Origin of the sequence: Serratia liquefaciens ATCC 27592 (assembly GCF_000422085.1) — a bacterium.
Lineage (GTDB): Bacteria > Pseudomonadota > Gammaproteobacteria > Enterobacterales > Enterobacteriaceae > Serratia > Serratia liquefaciens.
In genome coordinates this window covers 638,571-656,859 of sequence record NC_021741.1, presented here as the reverse complement: position 1 = coordinate 656,859, position 18,289 = coordinate 638,571, and the positions used below count along the sequence as shown (strand labels likewise).

General features: G+C 57.2%; 15 protein-coding genes. 13 read left to right on the top strand and 2 right to left on the bottom strand.

All coding sequences use genetic code 11. From position 1 onward, the window contains the following. Window positions 1-28 precede the first annotated feature (28 nt). From thiQ to ilvN, 4 genes are all read left to right on the top strand, one after another. The gene (gene thiQ, locus M495_RS03010) at window positions 29-733 is read left to right on the top strand and encodes a thiamine ABC transporter ATP-binding protein ThiQ (protein WP_041415214.1); all 705 of its coding nucleotides are present in this window, start codon (window positions 29-31) and stop codon (window positions 731-733) included. 88 nt (window positions 734-821) lie between these two features. After that, window positions 822-935 carry an ilvB operon leader peptide IvbL gene (ivbL, locus tag M495_RS25465; RefSeq protein ID WP_218167600.1) on the top strand — a complete coding sequence of 38 codons (114 nt, stop codon included), beginning with the start codon at window positions 822-824 and terminating at the stop codon, window positions 933-935. A gap of 111 nt (window positions 936-1,046) precedes the next feature. Then, window positions 1,047-2,741: an acetolactate synthase large subunit gene (gene ilvB / locus M495_RS03005; protein ID WP_020825186.1), complete on the top strand. Its 1,695-nt coding sequence runs from the start codon at window positions 1,047-1,049 to the stop codon at window positions 2,739-2,741. A 3-nt stretch (window positions 2,742-2,744) separates the two neighbouring features. Beyond that, window positions 2,745-3,038 carry an acetolactate synthase small subunit gene (ilvN, locus tag M495_RS03000; protein WP_020825185.1) on the top strand — a complete coding sequence of 98 codons (294 nt, stop codon included), beginning with the start codon at window positions 2,745-2,747 and terminating at the stop codon, window positions 3,036-3,038. A 27-nt stretch (window positions 3,039-3,065) separates the two neighbouring features. Here ilvN and M495_RS02995 read toward each other — a convergent pair whose 3' ends face one another. Continuing rightward, a complete protein-coding gene (locus tag M495_RS02995) occupies window positions 3,066-3,836 on the bottom strand; it encodes a DedA family protein (protein WP_020825184.1) in 771 nt (256 codons plus the stop codon). 332 nt (window positions 3,837-4,168) lie between these two features. On the opposite strand from M495_RS02995, the gene M495_RS02990 reads away from it, so the two are divergent. From M495_RS02990 to rluA, 3 genes are all read left to right on the top strand, one after another. After that, window positions 4,169-6,532: a DNA polymerase II gene (locus tag M495_RS02990; RefSeq protein WP_041415212.1), complete on the top strand. Its 2,364-nt coding sequence runs from the start codon at window positions 4,169-4,171 to the stop codon at window positions 6,530-6,532. Between the two features lie 268 nt (window positions 6,533-6,800). Continuing rightward, window positions 6,801-9,707: an RNA polymerase-associated protein RapA gene (rapA, locus tag M495_RS02985; protein ID WP_020825182.1), complete on the top strand. Its 2,907-nt coding sequence runs from the start codon at window positions 6,801-6,803 to the stop codon at window positions 9,705-9,707. A gap of 56 nt (window positions 9,708-9,763) precedes the next feature. Continuing rightward, on the top strand, window positions 9,764-10,414 hold the full coding sequence (gene rluA / locus M495_RS02980) for a bifunctional tRNA pseudouridine(32) synthase/23S rRNA pseudouridine(746) synthase RluA (protein ID WP_020825181.1): 651 nt from the start codon (window positions 9,764-9,766) through the stop codon (window positions 10,412-10,414). A 45-nt stretch (window positions 10,415-10,459) separates the two neighbouring features. On the opposite strand, the gene djlA is transcribed toward rluA, so the two are convergent. After that, the gene (djlA, locus tag M495_RS02975) at window positions 10,460-11,281 is read right to left on the bottom strand and encodes a co-chaperone DjlA (RefSeq protein WP_020825180.1); all 822 of its coding nucleotides are present in this window, start codon (window positions 11,279-11,281) and stop codon (window positions 10,460-10,462) included. 228 nt (window positions 11,282-11,509) lie between these two features. On the opposite strand from djlA, the gene lptD reads away from it, so the two are divergent. The 6 genes from lptD (at window position 11,510) to apaH (ending at window position 18,271) form a co-directional block, all read left to right on the top strand. After that, the gene (gene lptD, locus M495_RS02970; RefSeq protein ID WP_020825179.1) at window positions 11,510-13,873 is read left to right on the top strand and encodes an LPS assembly protein LptD; all 2,364 of its coding nucleotides are present in this window, start codon (window positions 11,510-11,512) and stop codon (window positions 13,871-13,873) included. A gap of 65 nt (window positions 13,874-13,938) precedes the next feature. Further along, entirely contained in the window at window positions 13,939-15,237 is a 1,299-nt protein-coding gene (surA, locus tag M495_RS02965; protein WP_041414190.1) for a peptidylprolyl isomerase SurA, read from the top strand. Beyond that, complete coding sequence (pdxA, locus tag M495_RS02960; protein ID WP_020825177.1) at window positions 15,224-16,216, top strand: 4-hydroxythreonine-4-phosphate dehydrogenase PdxA; 993 nt, start codon at window positions 15,224-15,226, stop codon at window positions 16,214-16,216. Before surA ends, pdxA begins: the two co-directional genes overlap by 14 nt. Continuing rightward, on the top strand, window positions 16,209-17,027 hold the full coding sequence (rsmA, locus tag M495_RS02955; protein ID WP_020825176.1) for a 16S rRNA (adenine(1518)-N(6)/adenine(1519)-N(6))-dimethyltransferase RsmA: 819 nt from the start codon (window positions 16,209-16,211) through the stop codon (window positions 17,025-17,027). Before pdxA ends, rsmA begins: the two co-directional genes overlap by 8 nt. Window positions 17,028-17,039: 12 nt before the next feature. Continuing rightward, window positions 17,040-17,417 carry a Co2+/Mg2+ efflux protein ApaG gene (gene apaG / locus M495_RS02950; protein ID WP_012005174.1) on the top strand — a complete coding sequence of 126 codons (378 nt, stop codon included), beginning with the start codon at window positions 17,040-17,042 and terminating at the stop codon, window positions 17,415-17,417. Between the two features lie 2 nt (window positions 17,418-17,419). Further along, window positions 17,420-18,271 carry a bis(5'-nucleosyl)-tetraphosphatase (symmetrical) ApaH gene (apaH, locus tag M495_RS02945; RefSeq protein ID WP_020825175.1) on the top strand — a complete coding sequence of 284 codons (852 nt, stop codon included), beginning with the start codon at window positions 17,420-17,422 and terminating at the stop codon, window positions 18,269-18,271. The last annotated feature ends 18 nt before the right edge of the window (window positions 18,272-18,289 follow it).

The window sequence follows — 18,289 nt, the reverse complement described above, 5'->3', positions numbered from 1 at the left end:
CAGCGGCAACGTGAAAGATGAAGGACATATGCTAAAGCTTGAAAAACTGACCTACCTGTATGAACACCTGCCAATGCGCTTCGACCTGCGTATTCAACCGGGCGAACGCGTCGCGGTGCTGGGCCCCAGCGGGGCGGGGAAGAGCACTCTGCTCAGCCTGATCGCCGGTTTTCTGCCGTCCGCCAGCGGCAGGTTGCTGCTTAACGGCAGCGACCACACCGGCACGCCGCCAGCCAAGCGCCCGGTCTCGATGCTGTTTCAGGAAAATAACCTGTTCGCCCACCTGACGGTAGCGCAGAACATCGGTTTAGGCCTGGATCCCGGCCTGCGGCTGAATGAGGAGCAGAAGCGGCAGTTGGCGCAAATTGCCCGGCAAGTAGGGCTGGAAGAACATCTGCCCCGCCTGCCGTCACAACTTTCCGGTGGCCAACGCCAGCGTGCCGCCCTGGCGCGTTGCCTGATCCGCCAGCGGCCCATCCTGTTGCTCGACGAACCTTTTTCAGCGCTCGATCCGGCTTTACGCAACGAGATGCTGCAACTGCTGCAGGAAGTTTGCGACCAGCGAAACCTGACGCTATTGATGGTATCGCACAACCTGGATGACGCCGCACGCATCGCGCCACGGACCCTGCTGGTGGTGGACGGCCGTATTTTTTACGACGGCCCGACGCAGGCGCTGCTGGACGGCAGCGCGCCGGAAGCCAAGGTGCTGGGCATTTCACACAAACCGTGATCTTCCGCCCGTTTTTTATGCTGTACAAATAAACCAGTTGTGCGAATTTTTCGCCTGTGGTTTTATAAAAACCTGACTTTTTTTACTGATGATAAGGTTCCCTGTGATCGCATCCTCGCTGACTTCGACCCTACTAATTACCGCGCTACCAGCCGCGGTGGTCGTCGTGCGTGTGGTGGTGGTCGTCGGCAATGCGCCGTAGGGTCCGAATCAACGCATCGATTCCCAAACCCCGCCGGCGCAAACCGGGCGGGGTTTTTAGTTTTAGCCCCCTGCCCAGAAAAGCAAACCGGCCTTGAGAAAGGATAGGAACATGGCAATTTCGGGCACGCCACATCAAGGTAACCGCTTCACCGGCGCAGAGTTGATCGTTCATCTGCTGGAGCGTCAGGGCATCACCACCGTCGCCGGCATTCCCGGCGGCGCGGCACTGCCGCTGTATGACGCGCTGAGCCAAAGCACCCGTATTCATCACGTACTGGCTCGCCACGAACAGGGGGCGGGTTTTATGGCGCAAGGTATGGCACGCGCTAACGGCAAGGCGGCGGTTTGTATCGCCTCGAGCGGCCCGGGCGCGACCAATCTGGTCACCGCCATCGCCGACGCCAAACTCGATTCTATCCCGCTGGTGTGCATCACCGGCCAGGTTCCCTCTTCGATGATTGGCACCGATGCCTTCCAGGAAGTGGACACCTACGGCATCTCGATTCCAATCACCAAGCACAACCATTTGGTCCGCGATATCCGCGAATTGCCGCAGGTGATTTGTGACGCATTCCGCATCGCTGAATCCGGCCGCCCTGGCCCGGTGTGGATCGACGTACCGAAAGATGTTCAAACGGCGGTTATCAGCCTGGACGAACTGCCGCCGATCGCCGTTCCCGATGCGGCGCCAACCTTTGAAGCCACCGCCGTGGCGCAGGCCGCCGCTATGATCAATCAGGCCAAACGCCCGGTGTTGTATCTGGGCGGCGGCATCATCTGCGCCAACGCCTATCAGCAGGCGATTGAGCTCGCTGAACGCGCCAACCTGCCCACCACCATGACGCTGATGGCATTGGGCGCCATGCCGGTGCAGCATCCGTTGTCGCTGGGCATGCTGGGTATGCATGCGGCGCGCAGTACCAACTTTATTCTGCAAGAGGCTGATTTACTGATCGTGCTGGGCGCGCGCTTTGACGATCGGGCGATTGGCAAGACCGAGCAATTCTGTCCAAACGCCAGCATCATTCACGTGGACATCGATCGCGCCGAACTGGGCAAGGTAAAGCAGGCCAATATTGCCATTCACGCCGACGTAGGCCAGGTATTGCAACAACTGCTGCCTCAAATTGAAGCACAGCCACGCAGCGAATGGCTGAGTACCGTCAATGATCTCAAGCGCGAGTTCCCGTTCAGCATGCCTAACGCCGAAGATCCGCTGAGCCACTACGGGCTGGTGCTGGCTGCCGCGCGCTGCGTGGACGAAAACGCCATCATTACCACCGACGTGGGCCAGCATCAGATGTGGGTAGCACAAGCCTATCCGCTGAGCCGACCGCGCCAGTGGCTGACCTCCGGCGGGCTGGGCACCATGGGCTTCGGCCTGCCGGCGGCGATCGGCGCTGCCCTTGCCGAACCTCAGCGCAAGGTGCTGTGTTTCTCCGGTGACGGCAGCCTGATGATGAATATTCAGGAAATGGCGACCGCCGTCGAGCATGACCTGGACGTGAAAATTATCCTGATGAACAACCAGGCGTTGGGGCTGGTGCACCAGCAGCAAACGCTGTTCTACCAGCAGCGCATTTTCGCCGCCGCCTATCCCAAGCGTACCGACTTTATCAAGATTGCCGCCGGTTTCGGGATGGACACCTGCGATTTGAATGCCGCAGAAGATCCGCAGGCGGCATTGGCCGAAGCGATCCAACGTCCAGGGCCTTGCCTGATCCATGCGCTGATTGATATTAATGAAAAAGTTTTCCCGATGGTGCCGCCGGGCGCTGCCAACATCGACATGATTGGAGAATAAGCCATGTCAGAACAACGCAATAATCCACAGGTGATTCTGGAACTGGCGGTACGTAACCACCCTGGCGTGATGTCGCACGTCTGCGGCCTGTTTGCCCGCCGCGCCTTCAACGTGGAGGGCATTCTTTGCCTGCCGCTGAAAGACGGTAAACAAAGCCGCATCTGGCTATTGGTGGCGGACGATCAGCGGCTGGTGCAGATGATCAGCCAGGTAGAAAAACTCGAAGATGTGCTGCAGGTAAAACGCCACAGCGAAGACGTGCGGGTGTTTGAACAGCTGGAAGCCTTCTTCCAGTAAGGTGCAAAGGGGCGTCACGCCCCCTTGTCATTGACCGGCCAGCACCTTCCAAAGCAGGTGACGATAAACTGGCATCAGCGGTTGCTGGTGCAGATAATAAAAGGTGCCGATCGCCAATCCCCAGCTCAGGACGCAGGCCATCCGCAGACGTACCGGTGACAGCCACTTGCCAAGCCGGTCGGCGCTGCGTTTGCCTTCGCGCCACCATCGCCAGCTCAGCCAGGCGGCCAGCCAAATCAATACCACTACCGCAAACAGCAACCACTTAAATAACGCACTGTTGGCGCTGGCAGGGATATCGATGGCTACGCCGGCCAAAATACCGGGGAAGAAATAGACTGGTGGCCAGGCAATACAGCCGATGATGTTAGGCAACGCGAATTTATACGGCGGCAAATCGAGCATGCCGGCCACCATCGGCACCAGCGGGCGCGTTGGGCCAACAAAGCGCCCAATCAGGATGGTCGCCATACTGTGTTGATGCAACGCGTGCTCGGTCTTGTCCAGCATCGCTTTGTTCTTCTTCAAGAATGACCAGCGGTGCAGCGGCCCCTTGAAGGCGCGGCCGATAAAGTAAGAAATCCAGTCACCCAACAGGCAACCCACGATGCCTGCAGCCCAGGCATAATAGAAATCTACCTGACCGCTGCCGATCAACGCACCGATACTGGCCATCATGACCGTGCCGGGCAGCAACAGCCCCACCAGCGCCAGCGATTCCAGAAACGCGACAAACATGACCACCATCAGAGTGAAAGCCAATGACTGGGTGATCAAGTGCTGTAAATAGGCTTCCATTAAACCTCTGTTCGTTATCCAAAGCACGTGGGCGTGGGATTGTCCGGTGCGGCCGGGAGCGAGTCAACCGGTGAATTGTATGCTTTTTTGGCAGAACTGTGCGGTCATGGACAATTACTGTATAAAAACCCATACTATAATTTATCTACCAGAACCAAAGCTTTCGCAAACAGCCAACGACACCACGCCTTGAGCATCAGGGGAATACCCAATGGATTTCAAGTTGCGGCTAGGCGGCAAGAGCGAGAGTCCCCAGGAGCTTACTCAAGTAAGTGACTGGGGTGAACGCACGCAGCCAACAACGCCGCAGCTTGAAATACGAAGGGTATATGATGTCACTCCAACAGGGCTTTCTGCTCACCCGCCACTGGCGTGATACGCCTGCCGGCACCGAGGTGGAGTTTTGGCTGGCGACCGACAATGGGCCGCAGCAACTTCGTCTGGCGCCGCAGACCTCCGTAGCCTTTATCCCGGCCGAACAGCGCCAGCGCGCTGAACTGCTGCTGCGTGAGGAGCGGCAACTGGAGCTGAAACCCCTGCCTTTGACTGACTTTCACCATCGCCCGGTGGTGGGGCTTTACTGCCGGCAGCATCGCCAATTGATCAAGCTGGAAAAGTTGCTGAAAGACGGCGGCGTCAATGTCTACGAGGCCGATATCCGTCCACCGGAACGCTACCTGATGGAGCGTTTCATCACCGCACCGGTGTGGTTCAGCGGCCAGGCCAACGGCAACGGCCCGCTGCAGGGCGGCCAAATGAAACCGGCGCCGGAATACCGCCCAACCTTGAAGCTGGTCTCTCTGGACATTGAAACCACCGCGCACGGCGAGCTGTACTCGATTGCCCTGGAAGGCTGCGGCCAGCGCCAGGTTTACATGCTTGGGCCCGCCAACGGCGGCAATGAACCACTGGATTTTGAGTTGGAGTACTGCGTCAGCCGTCCGCAAATGTTGGAACGGCTGAACCAATGGCTTGAGCGGCACGATCCCGACGCCATTATTGGCTGGAACCTGGTGCAGTTCGATTTGCGCGTGCTGCAAAAACACGCCGAACGCTATCAGATCCCGCTGCGACTGGGCCGTGGCGGCAACCTGCTGGAGTGGCGCGAACACGGTTTCAAACAGAATCACTTTTTCGCTTCCGCTGCCGGTCGCCTGATTATCGACGGCATTGAAGCGCTGAAATCCGCCACCTGGAACTTTCCGTCGTTCAGCCTGGAACACGTGTCGCAAACGCTGCTGGGAGAAGGCAAGTCTATCGATAACCCTTACCAGCGCATGGCAGAAATCGACCGGCGCTTTGCCGAAGACAAGCCCGCGCTGGCGCGTTACAACCTGAAAGACTGCGAACTGGTTACGCGAATTTTTGCCAAAACCGAGTTGCTGACCTTCCTGCTGGAACGCGCCACGGTTACCGGGCTGGCAGCCGACCGCAGCGGCGGTTCGGTGGCCGCCTTCAGCAATCTGTATATGCCGCGCATGCACCGGCTGGGCTTTGTGGCCCCCAACCTGGGTGAACAGCCAGAGGAACACAGCCCCGGCGGTTTTGTGATGGATTCGCAACCCGGCCTGTATGACTCGGTGCTGGTGCTGGATTACAAGAGCCTGTATCCCTCAATCATCCGCACCTTCCTGATCGACCCGGTCGGCTTGGTGGAAGGCATGCGAAACCCAGGCGATGCGGACTCGGTGCCCGGTTTTCGCCACGCGCGTTTTTCACGCAGCAAGCACTGTTTGCCGGCGATCGTCGAGCAGATCTGGCAAGGCCGTGAAGCGGCGAAACGTCAGCAGAACAAAGCCTTGTCGCAGGCCTTAAAGATCATCATGAACGCGCTGTATGGCGTATTAGGATCGAGCGGCTGTCGTTTTTTCGATCCCCGATTAGCCTCGTCGATCACCCTGCGCGGCCATGAAATCATGCGGCAAACACGCGAGTTGATCGAGGCGCAGGGGTATCAGGTGATCTACGGCGATACCGACTCGACCTTCGTTTGGCTCAAACAACCGCATGACGAGCAGCAAGCGGCGCAAATAGGCCGAAAGCTGGTGCAACAGGTGAACCAATGGTGGCAACAGCATTTGCAGCAAGAGTACGGGCTGGAAAATGCGCTGGAACTGGAGTTTGAAACCCATTATTCACGTTTCCTGATGCCCACCATTCGCGGCGCCGAGCAGGGCAGCAAAAAACGTTACGCCGGGCTGATCGCCCAGCCGGACGGCAGCGAAGAGATGGTCTACAAGGGATTGGAAACGGTGCGCACCGACTGGACACCGCTGGCACAGCAGTTTCAGCGCCTGCTGTATCAACGCATTTTTAAACGCCAGCCCTACCAGGATTTTGTGCGTGAATACGTTAGTCAAACGCTTAACGGCGATTTCGACGATCGGCTGGTCTACCGTAAGCGTCTGCGCAGGAAGCTGGACGACTATCAGCGCAACGTTCCGCCGCATGTGCGCGCAGCACGTATCGCCGACGACTATAATCGTCAGCAGGGACGACCGTTGCAATACCAAAACGGCGGCTGGATCAGCTATGTCATGACCGTAGCCGGGCCGGAGCCGCTGGAGACCCAGCAGTCGGCGATTGATTATCCCCATTATCTGGAGCGCCAGCTGCAGCCGGTAGCAGACGCTATACTGCCATTTTTGCATGACGATTTTACCACGCTGGTGACCGGGCAGATGGGACTGTTTTAACATTCCGCCCGCCAGCAGGGTTTGGTGAAGGGTTAAGAAAAATCATCGGGTTTTGCAGGTGACGAACGCGCCGCCTTCCATTACCATAGCGCCCTTCCCAAATTCTGGACCCACACACCCCCCATGTCGTCTGACGATGTATGCATGGGATGAATAGCTATTGCCCGCCATATTAAAATAAATCGGGATTAGCAGACGTTTGATACGGGTGCCGCGGCCCTTTCCGCCCGGTAACAAGACTTACTTAAAAGAATCGAGCCGACAATATATGCCTTTTACACTTGGTCAACGCTGGATCAGCGATACGGAAAGCGAATTAGGACTGGGAACCGTCGTGGCGCTGGATGCGCGCATGATTACCCTGCTTTTCCCCGCAACCGGTGAAAACCGCCTCTACGCCAGAAATGACTCGCCAATCACCCGCGTGATGTTCAACCCGGGCGACACCATCAGTAACCACGAAGGGTGGGAGCTGCAGGTCGAAGAGGTCAAAGAGGATAACGGTCTGCTGACCTATATCGGCACCCGCCTGGATACCCAGGAAAGCGGTGTGGCGATGCGCGAAGTGCTGCTGGACAGCAAATTGACCTTCAGCAAGCCGCAGGACCGCCTGTTTGCCGGCCAGATCGACCGTATGGACCGTTTCGCCCTGCGTTTCCGCGCGCGTAAATACCAGAGCGAGCAGTATCGCCTGCCGTTCGCTGGCCTGCGTGGCATGCGTGCCAGCCTGATCCCGCACCAGTTGCATATCGCCTATGAAGTCGGCCAGCGTCATGCGCCGCGCGTTTTGTTGGCGGACGAAGTTGGCTTGGGTAAAACCATCGAAGCCGGGATGATTATCCACCAGCAGTTGCTGGCAGGCCGCGCAGAGCGCGTATTGATCGTGGTGCCGGAAACCCTGCAGCACCAGTGGCTGGTCGAAATGATGCGCCGCTTCAACCTGTATTTCTCTCTGTTTGACGACAGCCGTTACTCAGAGGCCAAACTCGACAGCAGCAACCCGTTTGAAACCGAACAGCTGGTGATCTGCTCGCTGGACTTCGTACGCCGCAACAAGCAACGCCTGGAAGAACTGGCCGATGCCCAATGGGATCTGTTGGTGGTGGATGAAGCGCACCATCTGGCCTGGAGCGAGGACGCGCCGAGCCGTGAATACCAGGTGATCGAACAACTGGCAGAACACATTCCCGGCGTGCTGCTGCTGACCGCAACGCCAGAGCAACTTGGCCAACAAAGCCACTTCGCCCGTCTGCGCCTGCTGGATCCGAACCGTTTCCACGACTACCACGATTTTGTTGCCGAACAGCAAAAATATCGCCCGGTGGCCGATGCCGTTACCCTGTTGCTCAGCGGTGAACGCCTGGCCGACGACAAGCTGAACCTGCTTGGCGAGCTGATCGACGAACAAGACATTGAACCGCTGCTGAAAGCCGCCAACAGCGACGGTGAAAACAGCGAGCAGGCGCGCCAGGAACTGGTCACCATGCTGATGGACCGCCACGGCACCAGCCGCGTGCTGTTCCGTAACACGCGCAACGGTGTCAAAGGCTTCCCGCACCGCAACCTGCACCAGATCAAACTGCCGTTGCCGACCCAGTACCAGACCGCCATTAAAGTGTCCGGCATCATGGGCGCGAAGAAAACCGTTGAGGCGCGCGCACGCGACATGCTCTATCCAGAGCAAATCTATCAGGAATTCGAAGGCGAGAACGCCACCTGGTGGAACTTCGATCCTCGCGTTGAATGGCTACTGAACTATCTGGTGGCCAATCGCCACGAAAAAGTGCTGGTGATCTGCGCCAAGGCCGCCACCGCGCTGCAATTGGAGCAAGTGCTACGGGAACGTGAAGCTATCCGCGCCGCCGTGTTCCACGAAGGCCTGTCGATTATCGAACGCGACCGCGCCGCCGCTTACTTCGCCTCCGAAGAAGACGGTGCCCAGGTGCTGTTGTGTTCCGAGATCGGCTCCGAAGGCCGTAACTTCCAGTTCGCCAGCCACCTGGTGATGTTCGACCTGCCGTTCAACCCGGACCTGCTGGAACAGCGTATTGGCCGTCTGGACCGTATCGGCCAGATGCATGACATTCAAATCATGGTGCCGTACCTGGAGAACACCGCTCAGGCAGTTCTGGGCCGCTGGTTCCACGAAGGGCTCGATGCCTTCGAGCATACCTGCCCGACCGGCCGTACCATTTACGACAGCGGCTACGAGCAGCTGATCGCTTTCCTGGCTTCGCCGACCGAGCAGGAAGGGCTGGACGAGTTCATTCACGCCTGCCGCCAGCAGCACGACCACCTGAAAATGCAGCTCGAACAGGGCCGTGACCGCCTGCTGGAAATGCACTCCAACGGCGGCGAGAAAGCGCAGGCGCTGGCGGAAGCCATTGCCAATCAGGACAACGACGTCAATCTGGTGGGCTTCGCGCTGAACCTGTTCGATATCGTCGGCATCAACCAGGACGATCGCAGCGACAACCTGATTGTTCTGACGCCGTCCGACCACATGCTGGTGCCCGACTTCCCGGGTCTGCCGCAGGACGGCTGTACCGTCACCTTCGATCGCGAACAGGCTCTGTCGCGTGAGGATGCCCAGTTCGTCAGTTGGGAACACCCGATTATCCGCAACGGCCTGGATTTGATCCTGTCCGGCGATACCGGCAGCTGTGCAGTTTCCCTGTTGAAAAACAAGGCACTGCCGGTCGGTACCCTGCTGGTCGAGCTGGTGTATGTGGTCGAAGCGCAGGCGCCGAAACATCTGCAGCTGACTCGCTTCCTGCCGCCAACGCCAATCCGCATGTTGATGGATCGCAAAGGTACCAATCTGGCAGCGCAGGTTGAATTCGAAAGTTTCAACCGCCAGTTGAACGCGGTCAACCGCCATACCTCCAGCAAGCTGGTCAATGCGGTGCAACAAGATGTGCATGCCATGTTGCAACAGGCGGAAAGCCTGGTTGAAGAACAGGCCCGCGCCCTGATCGAGCAGGCTAAACAGGAAGCGGATGACAAGCTGAGCACCGAGCTGGCTCGTCTGGAAGCCCTGAAGGCGGTCAACCCGAACATTCGTGATGACGAGGTAGAAGCGCTGGAGTTCAACCGCAAGCAGGTGCTGCTCAACCTGAATGAAGCAGGATGGCGTCTGGATGCAATCCGTCTGGTGGTCGTTACTCACCAGTAACCCGCGCCAGGGGAACTGCAGTTCCCCTGGCCGTTACTCTCAGCGGAGCCAACAAAATGGAACCCTACAATCCCCCGCAGGGCCCGATGCATATCCTGTATCAGGATGAGCACATTATCGTGGTCAACAAGCCAAGTGGCCTGCTGTCGGTCCCGGGCCGCGCGCCGGAAAATAAAGACAGCCTGATGACGCGCATTCAGGCGGATTTTCCGGCTGCCGAATCGGTGCATCGTCTGGATATGGCCACCAGCGGGGTGATTGTGGTGGCGCTGAACAAGGCGGCCGAGCGTGAACTCAAGCGCCAGTTCCGTGAGCGCGAGCCGAAGAAGTCCTACATCGCCCGCGTGTGGGGGCATCTGGCGCAGGATGAAGGTCTGGTGGATTTACCGCTGATTTGCGACTGGCCGAATCGGCCGCTGCAGAAAGTGTGTTTCGAGACCGGCAAAGCGGCGCAAACCGAATATCTGGTGTTGTCACGCAACGCCGACGGCAGCACACGGGTCAAACTCATGCCGATCACTGGCCGCTCGCACCAGCTGCGCGTGCATATGCTGGCGCTGGGGCATCCTATCCTCGGCGACGGTTTCTACGCCACGCCAGAAGCCAAAGCCATGGCGCCGCGTTTACAGCTGCATGCACAAGAGCTGCGCATTACCCATCCGGCTTTCCAGACGCCAATGCACTTTCGCGTCGAACCCGACTTCTGACCGATATAAAGAGGGGCTCAGAGAATACCGAGCCCTCACATCTTTTTACTTAAAGCCTTTCTCGCGTTTGATCAGATCGTAGGCCGCCTGAATTTCCTGCGCTTTCTGCTTGGCCATTTCCATCATTTGCGGCGGCAAACCTTTCGCTACCAGCTTATCCGGATGGTGCTCGCTCATCAGCTTGCGGTAGGCGCGCTTGATGGTGGTCGCGTCGTCGCTGCTGCTGACACCCAATACCTTGCAGGCATCCTCCAGCGTTGGACCGCGTTGCGCCTGTTGGTAACCGCCTTGCGAATAACCGCCCTGCTGACCGCCGCCAAACTGGCGTCCGCCCTCCATCATGCTGAGGAACTGGTCGAACTGCGCACGTGAAATGCCCAGCTCTTCGGCGATCACATACAGTACCTGCCGTTCGTTAGGATGCAGTGACCCGTCGGCAAACGCCGCCTGGATCTGAATTTCCAGAAACATCCTAATCAGGTCAAAACGGCCAAAGCAGATGCTGCGGAACTGCTGCAGCGTTTCTCTCAGCGGGAACTGGCTCTGTTTGCCTTCACGAAACGCCTGCTGCGCCGCGGTACGGGCTTCCCCGTGCAGTTGCAGACGATCCATAAACAGGCTGGCGATCTGAATATCCGCCTCGGTAACGCGCCCTTTTGATTTGGTCAGGTGACCCATCACCTGAAAAGTGGTGCGGAAAAACAGCGTTTGCCGCGTTTGCTGATCGGTAAAAAAGCCCCGGCTGCGCTTATTGCTACGCGCAGAGTCGATCATATGACCGACAATCAGCCCCAAAACTACACCCCAGAATCCCGCGCCAGCCCAAATGGCCACGATGACCCCGAGCAGTTTTCCCCAATACTGCATATACTCCTCAATTATCATGCCGAAAGCCGACTGCTCCCTTCCGTCTTAGGTAAGGGTTAAGGCGATTTTTCTCAGGATTTGGATTATCATACCTGTCATTTATCTTTGCGCCTATCGACGACGCAAGTAAACGGCCGGATTTAACACTAGCGCAACGCAGATGAGTGATATAGTCTCTGACCGTTTGCCGGACATGACGCCTCTGATGACGGAACACCAAAACCGCGTATGAAAAAAAGTTTCCCAACACTGCTGGCCACACTGATTTGGACGGCACTCTACAGTCAGCACGCGCTGGCTGACCTGGCCGAGCAATGTATGCTTGGCGTTCCTGTTTATGACAAACCGCTGGTCAGCGGCGATCCTAACAGCCTGCCTGTCACCATTCACGCCGATGATTCACGCGCGGACTATCCGAAAAGCGCGCTGTTCACCGGCAACGTGAATATTGAACAAGGCAACAGCACCCTGACCGCCAAACAGGTTGAACTGAACCAGACGCAAGACGCGGGGCAAACCGAACCGGTTCGCACCGTGACCGCTACGGGTGACGTGCACTACAGCGACAACCAGATCAAGCTGAAAGGCCCGAAAGCCTGGTCAAACCTGAATAATAAAGATACCGACGTCTATCAAGGCGACTACCAAATGGTGGGCCGTCAGGGACGTGGCGACGCCGACAAAATGAAGATGCGCGGCGCCAACCGTTACACCATTTTGGAAAACGGGACCTTTACCTCCTGTTTGCCGGGTGATAACAGCTGGAGCGTAGTCGGTTCCGAAGTGATCCACGACCGCGAAGAGCAAGTCGCTGAAATCTGGAACGCACGCTTCAAAATTGGCGGTGTGCCGGTATTCTACAGCCCGTACCTGCAATTGCCGGTCGGTGATAAGCGTCGTTCCGGCTTCCTGATCCCGAACGCAAAATATGGCAGCAGCAATGGCTTTGAGTTCATGCTGCCGTATTACTGGAACATTGCGCCGAACTTCGACGCCACTATCACCCCGCATTACATGTCCAAACGTGGCCTGCAGTTACAGAACGAATTCCGCTACCTGGTGCAGCCGGGTCTGGGCCTGATGGAATTGGACTGGTTGCCGGACGACAAGGAATACAGCAAGGACAATCCTGACGACAGTAAGCGTTGGTTGTTCTACTGGACTCACAACGGCGTGATGGATCAGGTGTGGCGTTTCAACGTCGACTACACCAAGGTCAGCGACTCCAAATACTTTACCGATCTGGATTCCAAATACGGTTCGACCACCGACGGTTATGCAACGCAGAAATTCAGCGTCGGCTACGCCATTGATAACTGGGACGCGACTTTAAGCTCCAAACAGTTCCAGATTTATGACGATACCGATCGCAGCAGCTCAGACTCCTACAAAGTTCAGCCGCAGCTCGACCTGAACTACTATAAAGAGGATCTCGGCCCGTTCGATTTCCGCATTTATGGTCAGGCCGCCAAGTTTATCAGCGTCAACCCCTATAGCCCGGACGCCACTCGTCTGCATATGGAACCGACGCTGAGCCTGCCGTTGACTAACGGCTGGGGCAGTATCAATACCGAAGCCAAGCTGATGGCGACCCATTACCAGCAGGATATTCCTGACGGTTTCGCCAACAACTACAAGAACCGTACCGGCAGCGACGCACCCAATCTTGATGATTCGGCCAACCGCGTGTTGCCGCAGTTCAAGGTTGACGGCAAGATGGTGTTCGATCGTCCTATGAACTGGTCCGAAGGCTATACCCAGACCCTTGAGCCACGCGTACAGTACCTGTATGTACCCTATCGCGACCAAAGTAACATCTACACCTACGACACCACGCTGCTGCAAACCGACTACTCCGGTTTGTTCCGCGACCGCACCTATAGCGGCCTGGATCGCATTGCCTCACAGAACCGCGTATCGACCGGTTTGACCTCGCGTATTTATGATGACGCGCTGGTTGAACGTTTTAACGTTTCCGTGGGTCAAATCTACTACTTCAGCCGTTCCCGTACCGGCGACAAAACGACGAATTACGACAACAATGACGACACCGGCAGCCTGGCCTGGGCCGGCGACACCTATTGGAAGATTGACGATAGTTGGGGCCTGCGTGGCGGCCTGCAGTATGATACGCGTCTCAATAGCGTCTCGTTGGGTAACGCCGTGGTGGAATACCGTCAGGATTCCGAACGCGTATTGCAGTTGAACTACCGTTACGCTACGCCGGAGTATATTGAGACGGCACTGAACACCAGACAAGTGCCGGCTTATCAGGACGGTATTTCGCAGGTGGGCGTCACCGGCAGTTGGCCAATCGCCGATCGCTGGGCCGTCGTGGGGGCTTATTACTACGACACCCGTGCCCAACAGTCCGCCGATCAGTTGCTCGGTCTGAAGTACAACACCTGCTGCTGGGCAGTGACCTTGGGCTACGAGCGCAAGATCACCGACTGGAACAACAGCAACAATACCAGCGTTTATGACAACAAAGTTTCATTCAACATCGAACTGCGTGGCCTGAGCAGCGATCACAGTCTGGGCTCCGCGGAAATGTTGCGTTCCGGCATACTGCCTTACCAGCGTGCATTTTGATACTTTGTAACACTTTGAAAACGAGAACTTTCACCCGCATTTGCGGATTACAGAATGGGAAAAGTATGAAGAACTGGAGAACGCTTATTCTCGGATTGGTGGTTTGTGCCAATACCGCGTTCGCAGCACCCCAAGAAGTGGATAAAGTCGCCGCCGTCGTGGATAACGGCGTGGTACTTGAGAGCGACGTAAACACCCTGTTGCAGTCGGTGAAGCTCAATGCGCAGCAGGCCGGTCAGCAATTGCCGGATGACAAGACCCTGCGTCACCAGATCCTTGAACGTCTGATTATGGATAACATCCAACTGCAGATGGCCAAGAAAATGGGGATTAACGTCTCCGATGCCGATCTGGACAAAGCCATCGGCAACATCGCCGCACAGAACAAAATGAGCATCGATCAGATGCGCAGTCGTCTGGCGTATGAAGGTCTGAACTACAACACTTACCGTTCACAGATCCGCAAAGAAATGCTGATCAGCGAAGTGCGTAACAACGAAGTTCGCCGCCGCGTCACCATCCTGCCTCAGGAAGTGGACTCACTGGCGACTCAGGTTGGCGCTCAGAACGGCAGCGATACCGAAATGAACATCAGCCACATCCTGATCCCGCTGCCGGAGAACCCGACACAGGCGCAGGTTGACGATGCTGAAGCCCTGGCTAAACAGCTGATGGGTGAAATCAACGGCGGCGCCGACTTCGGCAAGCTGGCGATCTCCTACTCTGCCGATTCCCAGGCGCTGAAAGGCGGTAATATGGGCTGGGGCAAGCTGCAGGAGATCCCTACCCTGTTCGCCGAAAGACTGGTTAACGCCAAAAAAGGCGACGTGGTTGGGCCAATCCGTTCCGGCGTCGGCTTCCACATCCTGAAAGTGAATGATATCCGTGGCGCCAACCAGTCGGTATCTGTCACCGAGGTTCATGCTCGCCACATTCTGCTGAAACCTTCCGTGGTGCTGACCGACGATCAGGCGCGTGCCAAGCTGCAGGCGGTAGCCGAAGCTATCAAGAGCGGTCGCGCCAAGTTTGCTGACGAAGCCAAACAGCTTTCTCAGGATCCGGGTTCTGCACTGCAGGGCGGCGATCTGGGCTGGGCTTCTCCAGACATCTACGATCCGGCCTTCCGCGACGCGTTGATGAAGCTGAGCAAAGGCGAGGTCAGCCAACCGGTACACTCTTCCTTCGGCTGGCACCTGATCCAGCTGCTGGATACGCGTCAGGTGGACAAAACCGATGCGGCGCAAAAAGATCGCGCTTACCGCATGCTGTTCAACCGCAAGTTTGCTGAAGAAGCGCAGACCTGGATGCAGGAACAACGTGCTCAGGCTTACGTGAAGATCCTTGACGGTAATGCACAACAATAATCGTATCGTAATCACCCCCGGCGAGCCTGCCGGGGTTGGGCCGGATTTAGTGGCAGCGCTGGCGCAACAGGATTGGCCTGTTGAACTGGTGGTGTGCGCGGATCCGGCCTTGTTGCTTGAACGCGCCCGACAGTTGAACCTGCCGCTACAGCTGCGCACCTATCAACCACAGCACCCCGCTCAGCCACAGCGTGCGGGTACGTTGACGGTATTGCCGGTTGCGACTGCTCATCCAGTAGTGGCTGGTGAGCTGAATGTCGGTAACAGCGCTTATGTGGTGGAAACGCTGGCGCGCGCCTGTGACGGTTGCCTGAACGGCGAGTTTGCTGCGCTGATCACCGGTCCGGTGAACAAGGGCGTGATCAACGACGCCGGTGTGCCCTTTATCGGCCATACCGAATTCTTTGCCGATCGCAGCGGTTGCGACCGCGTGGTAATGATGCTGGCGACCGAAGAACTGCGCGTAGCGCTGGCAACCACCCACCTGCCTTTGCTGGCAGTGCCTGGTGCCATCACTCGCCGAAGCCTGTTCGAAGTCATCCGTATTCTCGACAACGATCTGAAAACCAAATTTGGCATCGCCCAGCCGCAGATATATGTCTGCGGACTGAACCCGCATGCGGGAGAAGGCGGCCATATGGGACGCGAAGAGATAGATACCATCATCCCGGCGCTAGACGCGCTGCGGACTGAAGGTATTCATCTGATCGGCCCGCTGCCGGCGGACACCCTGTTCCAGCCCAAGTATCTGCAACATGCGGATGCGGTGCTGGCGATGTATCACGATCAGGGCCTGCCGGTGCTAAAATACCAAGGGTTCGGCCGGGCGGTAAACATTACCCTCGGTTTGCCTTTTATCCGTACCTCGGTCGACCACGGTACCGCTCTGGAACTGGCCGGCACCGGCACCGCCGATGCGGGCAGTTTCAAAACGGCCTTGAATCTCGCCATTAAAATGATAATTAATTGTAATGAATAATAAAGTCCACCAAGGGCACTTTGCCCGCAAACGCTTTGGACAGAACTTTTTAACCGATCAGTTTGTCATCGATAGCATTGTTTCCGCCATTCACCCAATGCCGGGCGAAGCGGTCGTTGAAATCGGTCCCGGCCTGGGCGCACTGACCGAGCCGGTCGGCGCGCGCATGGACCGCATGACGGTGATTGAGCTGGACCGCGATCTGGCGGCCCGTCTGGCAAACCACCCGCAGTTGAAAGACAAGCTGACCATTCACCAGCAAGATGCCATGACGGTGAACTTCGCCGAAATGGCCGAGCAGGCTGGCCAACCGCTGCGCGTATTTGGTAACCTGCCGTACAACATCTCGACGCCGCTGATGTTCCACCTTTTCAGCTATACTCAGGCCATTCGCGACATGCACTTTATGTTGCAAAAAGAGGTGGTCAACCGCCTGGTTGCTGGCCCTAACAGCAAAGCCTACGGGCGTTTAACCGTGATGGCGCAGTACTACTGCAACGTTATTCCGGTGCTGGAAGTGCCACCAACTTCGTTCACTCCGGCGCCGAAAGTGGATTCCGCAGTGGTACGTCTGGTACCGCACAAGGTGAATCCAAATCCGGTGGGTGACGTGCGCATGCTGAGCCGCATCACGACTCAGGCGTTCAACCAGCGCCGGAAAACTGTCCGCAATAGCCTGGGGGATTTGTTCACTCCGGAGCAACTGACGGAATTGGGTATCGATCCGGTACTTAGAGCAGAAAATATTTCTGTGGCGCAATACTGTAAGCTGGCTAACTGGCTTTCAGCCAATCCCGCGCCGCAGCAATAAGGAGTAGTGATCATGATTGATTCGCCTCGCGTATGTATTCAGGTACAAAGTGTCTATGTGGAATCACAGTCGATACCTGAGGAAGAACGTTACGTCTTCGCTTATACCATCACCATTCGCAATCTGGGGCGTTTCAACGTGCAGCTGCTCGGCCGTTACTGGTTGATCACCAACAGCAATGGCCGTCAAACCGAAGTTCAGGGCGAAGGCGTGGTCGGCGAGCAGCCGCTCATTCCGCCCGGGGGCGAATTCCAATACACCAGCGGCGCCATTCTTGAAACGCCACTGGGTACCATGGAAGGCCATTACGAAATGGTTGATCATCAGGGTCAGCCGTTCCAGACCGCTATTCCCGTGTTCCGCTTAGCCATTCCAACGCTGATTCACTGATTATGTCGACATATCTTATCGGCGACGTTCATGGCTGTTTTGATGAACTCAAGTCGCTATTGGCCCAGGTTGCCTTCGATCCCCAGCATGACCAGCTGTGGCTGACCGGCGATCTGGTCGCGCGTGGCCCCGGTTCACTAGACGTGCTGCGCTACGTGCGCTCACTCGGACCAGCAGTACGCATGGTGCTGGGCAATCACGATCTGCATCTGCTGGCCGTTTATGCCGGCATCAGCCGCAATAAACCCAAAGATCGCATTACGTCGTTGCTGGAAGCGCCAGACGCCGATGAGCTGATCAACTGGCTGCGCCGCCAACCGGTGCTGCAGGTCGATGAACAAATCAAGCTGGTAATGGCGCATGCCGGCATCACGCCGCAGTGGGACATTGAAACTGCGCAAACCTGTGCCCGTGAAGTGGAAGCCGTACTGAGCAGCGACAGCTATCCGCTGTTCCTCGACGCCATGTACGGTGACATGCCGAACAACTGGAGCCCAGAGCTAAGCGGGCTGGCGCGCTTGCGTTTCAGCACCAATGCCCTGACGCGCATGCGCTACTGCTTCCCGAACGGCCAACTCGATATGATCTGCAAAGATGCGCCAGGCACTGCGCCTGCTCCGCTGAAACCCTGGTTTGATTTGCCACGATTGGTCGACGCCGATTACACCATTGTTTTCGGTCACTGGGCATCACTGGAAGGCAAAGGCACGCCGGAAGGCATTATTGGCCTGGATACCGGCTGTTGCTGGGGGGGCGATTTGACCATGTTGCGTTGGGAAGACCGGCAGTACTTTACCCAACCGGCCCATCGCAGCGATCTGTCCGACAGCGTACACCAGCAGGCCGCGTCATAATCCCGTCGGGGCGGCCAA

What these genes read in the sequence shown, in the direction of transcription:
- rsmA (WP_020825176.1), top strand. Translation starts at nt 16,209, where the DNA reads ATGAATAATAAAGTCCACCAAGGGCACTTTGCCCGCAAACGCTTTGGA.
- apaG (WP_012005174.1), top strand. Translation starts at nt 17,040, where the DNA reads ATGATTGATTCGCCTCGCGTATGTATTCAGGTACAAAGTGTCTATGTG.
- ivbL (WP_218167600.1), top strand. Translation starts at nt 822, where the DNA reads ATGATAAGGTTCCCTGTGATCGCATCCTCGCTGACTTCGACCCTACTA.
- M495_RS02990 (WP_041415212.1), top strand. Translation starts at nt 4,169, where the DNA reads ATGTCACTCCAACAGGGCTTTCTGCTCACCCGCCACTGGCGTGATACG.
- ilvB (WP_020825186.1), top strand. Translation starts at nt 1,047, where the DNA reads ATGGCAATTTCGGGCACGCCACATCAAGGTAACCGCTTCACCGGCGCA.
- ilvN (WP_020825185.1), top strand. Translation starts at nt 2,745, where the DNA reads ATGTCAGAACAACGCAATAATCCACAGGTGATTCTGGAACTGGCGGTA.
- apaH (WP_020825175.1), top strand. Translation starts at nt 17,420, where the DNA reads ATGTCGACATATCTTATCGGCGACGTTCATGGCTGTTTTGATGAACTC.
- rluA (WP_020825181.1), top strand. Translation starts at nt 9,764, where the DNA reads ATGGAACCCTACAATCCCCCGCAGGGCCCGATGCATATCCTGTATCAG.
- rapA (WP_020825182.1), top strand. Translation starts at nt 6,801, where the DNA reads ATGCCTTTTACACTTGGTCAACGCTGGATCAGCGATACGGAAAGCGAA.
- surA (WP_041414190.1), top strand. Translation starts at nt 13,939, where the DNA reads ATGAAGAACTGGAGAACGCTTATTCTCGGATTGGTGGTTTGTGCCAAT.
- thiQ (WP_041415214.1), top strand. Translation starts at nt 29, where the DNA reads ATGCTAAAGCTTGAAAAACTGACCTACCTGTATGAACACCTGCCAATG.
- djlA (WP_020825180.1), bottom strand. Translation starts at nt 11,281, where the DNA reads ATGCAGTATTGGGGAAAACTGCTCGGGGTCATCGTGGCCATTTGGGCT.
- M495_RS02995 (WP_020825184.1), bottom strand. Translation starts at nt 3,836, where the DNA reads ATGGAAGCCTATTTACAGCACTTGATCACCCAGTCATTGGCTTTCACT.
- lptD (WP_020825179.1), top strand. Translation starts at nt 11,510, where the DNA reads ATGAAAAAAAGTTTCCCAACACTGCTGGCCACACTGATTTGGACGGCA.
- pdxA (WP_020825177.1), top strand. Translation starts at nt 15,224, where the DNA reads ATGCACAACAATAATCGTATCGTAATCACCCCCGGCGAGCCTGCCGGG.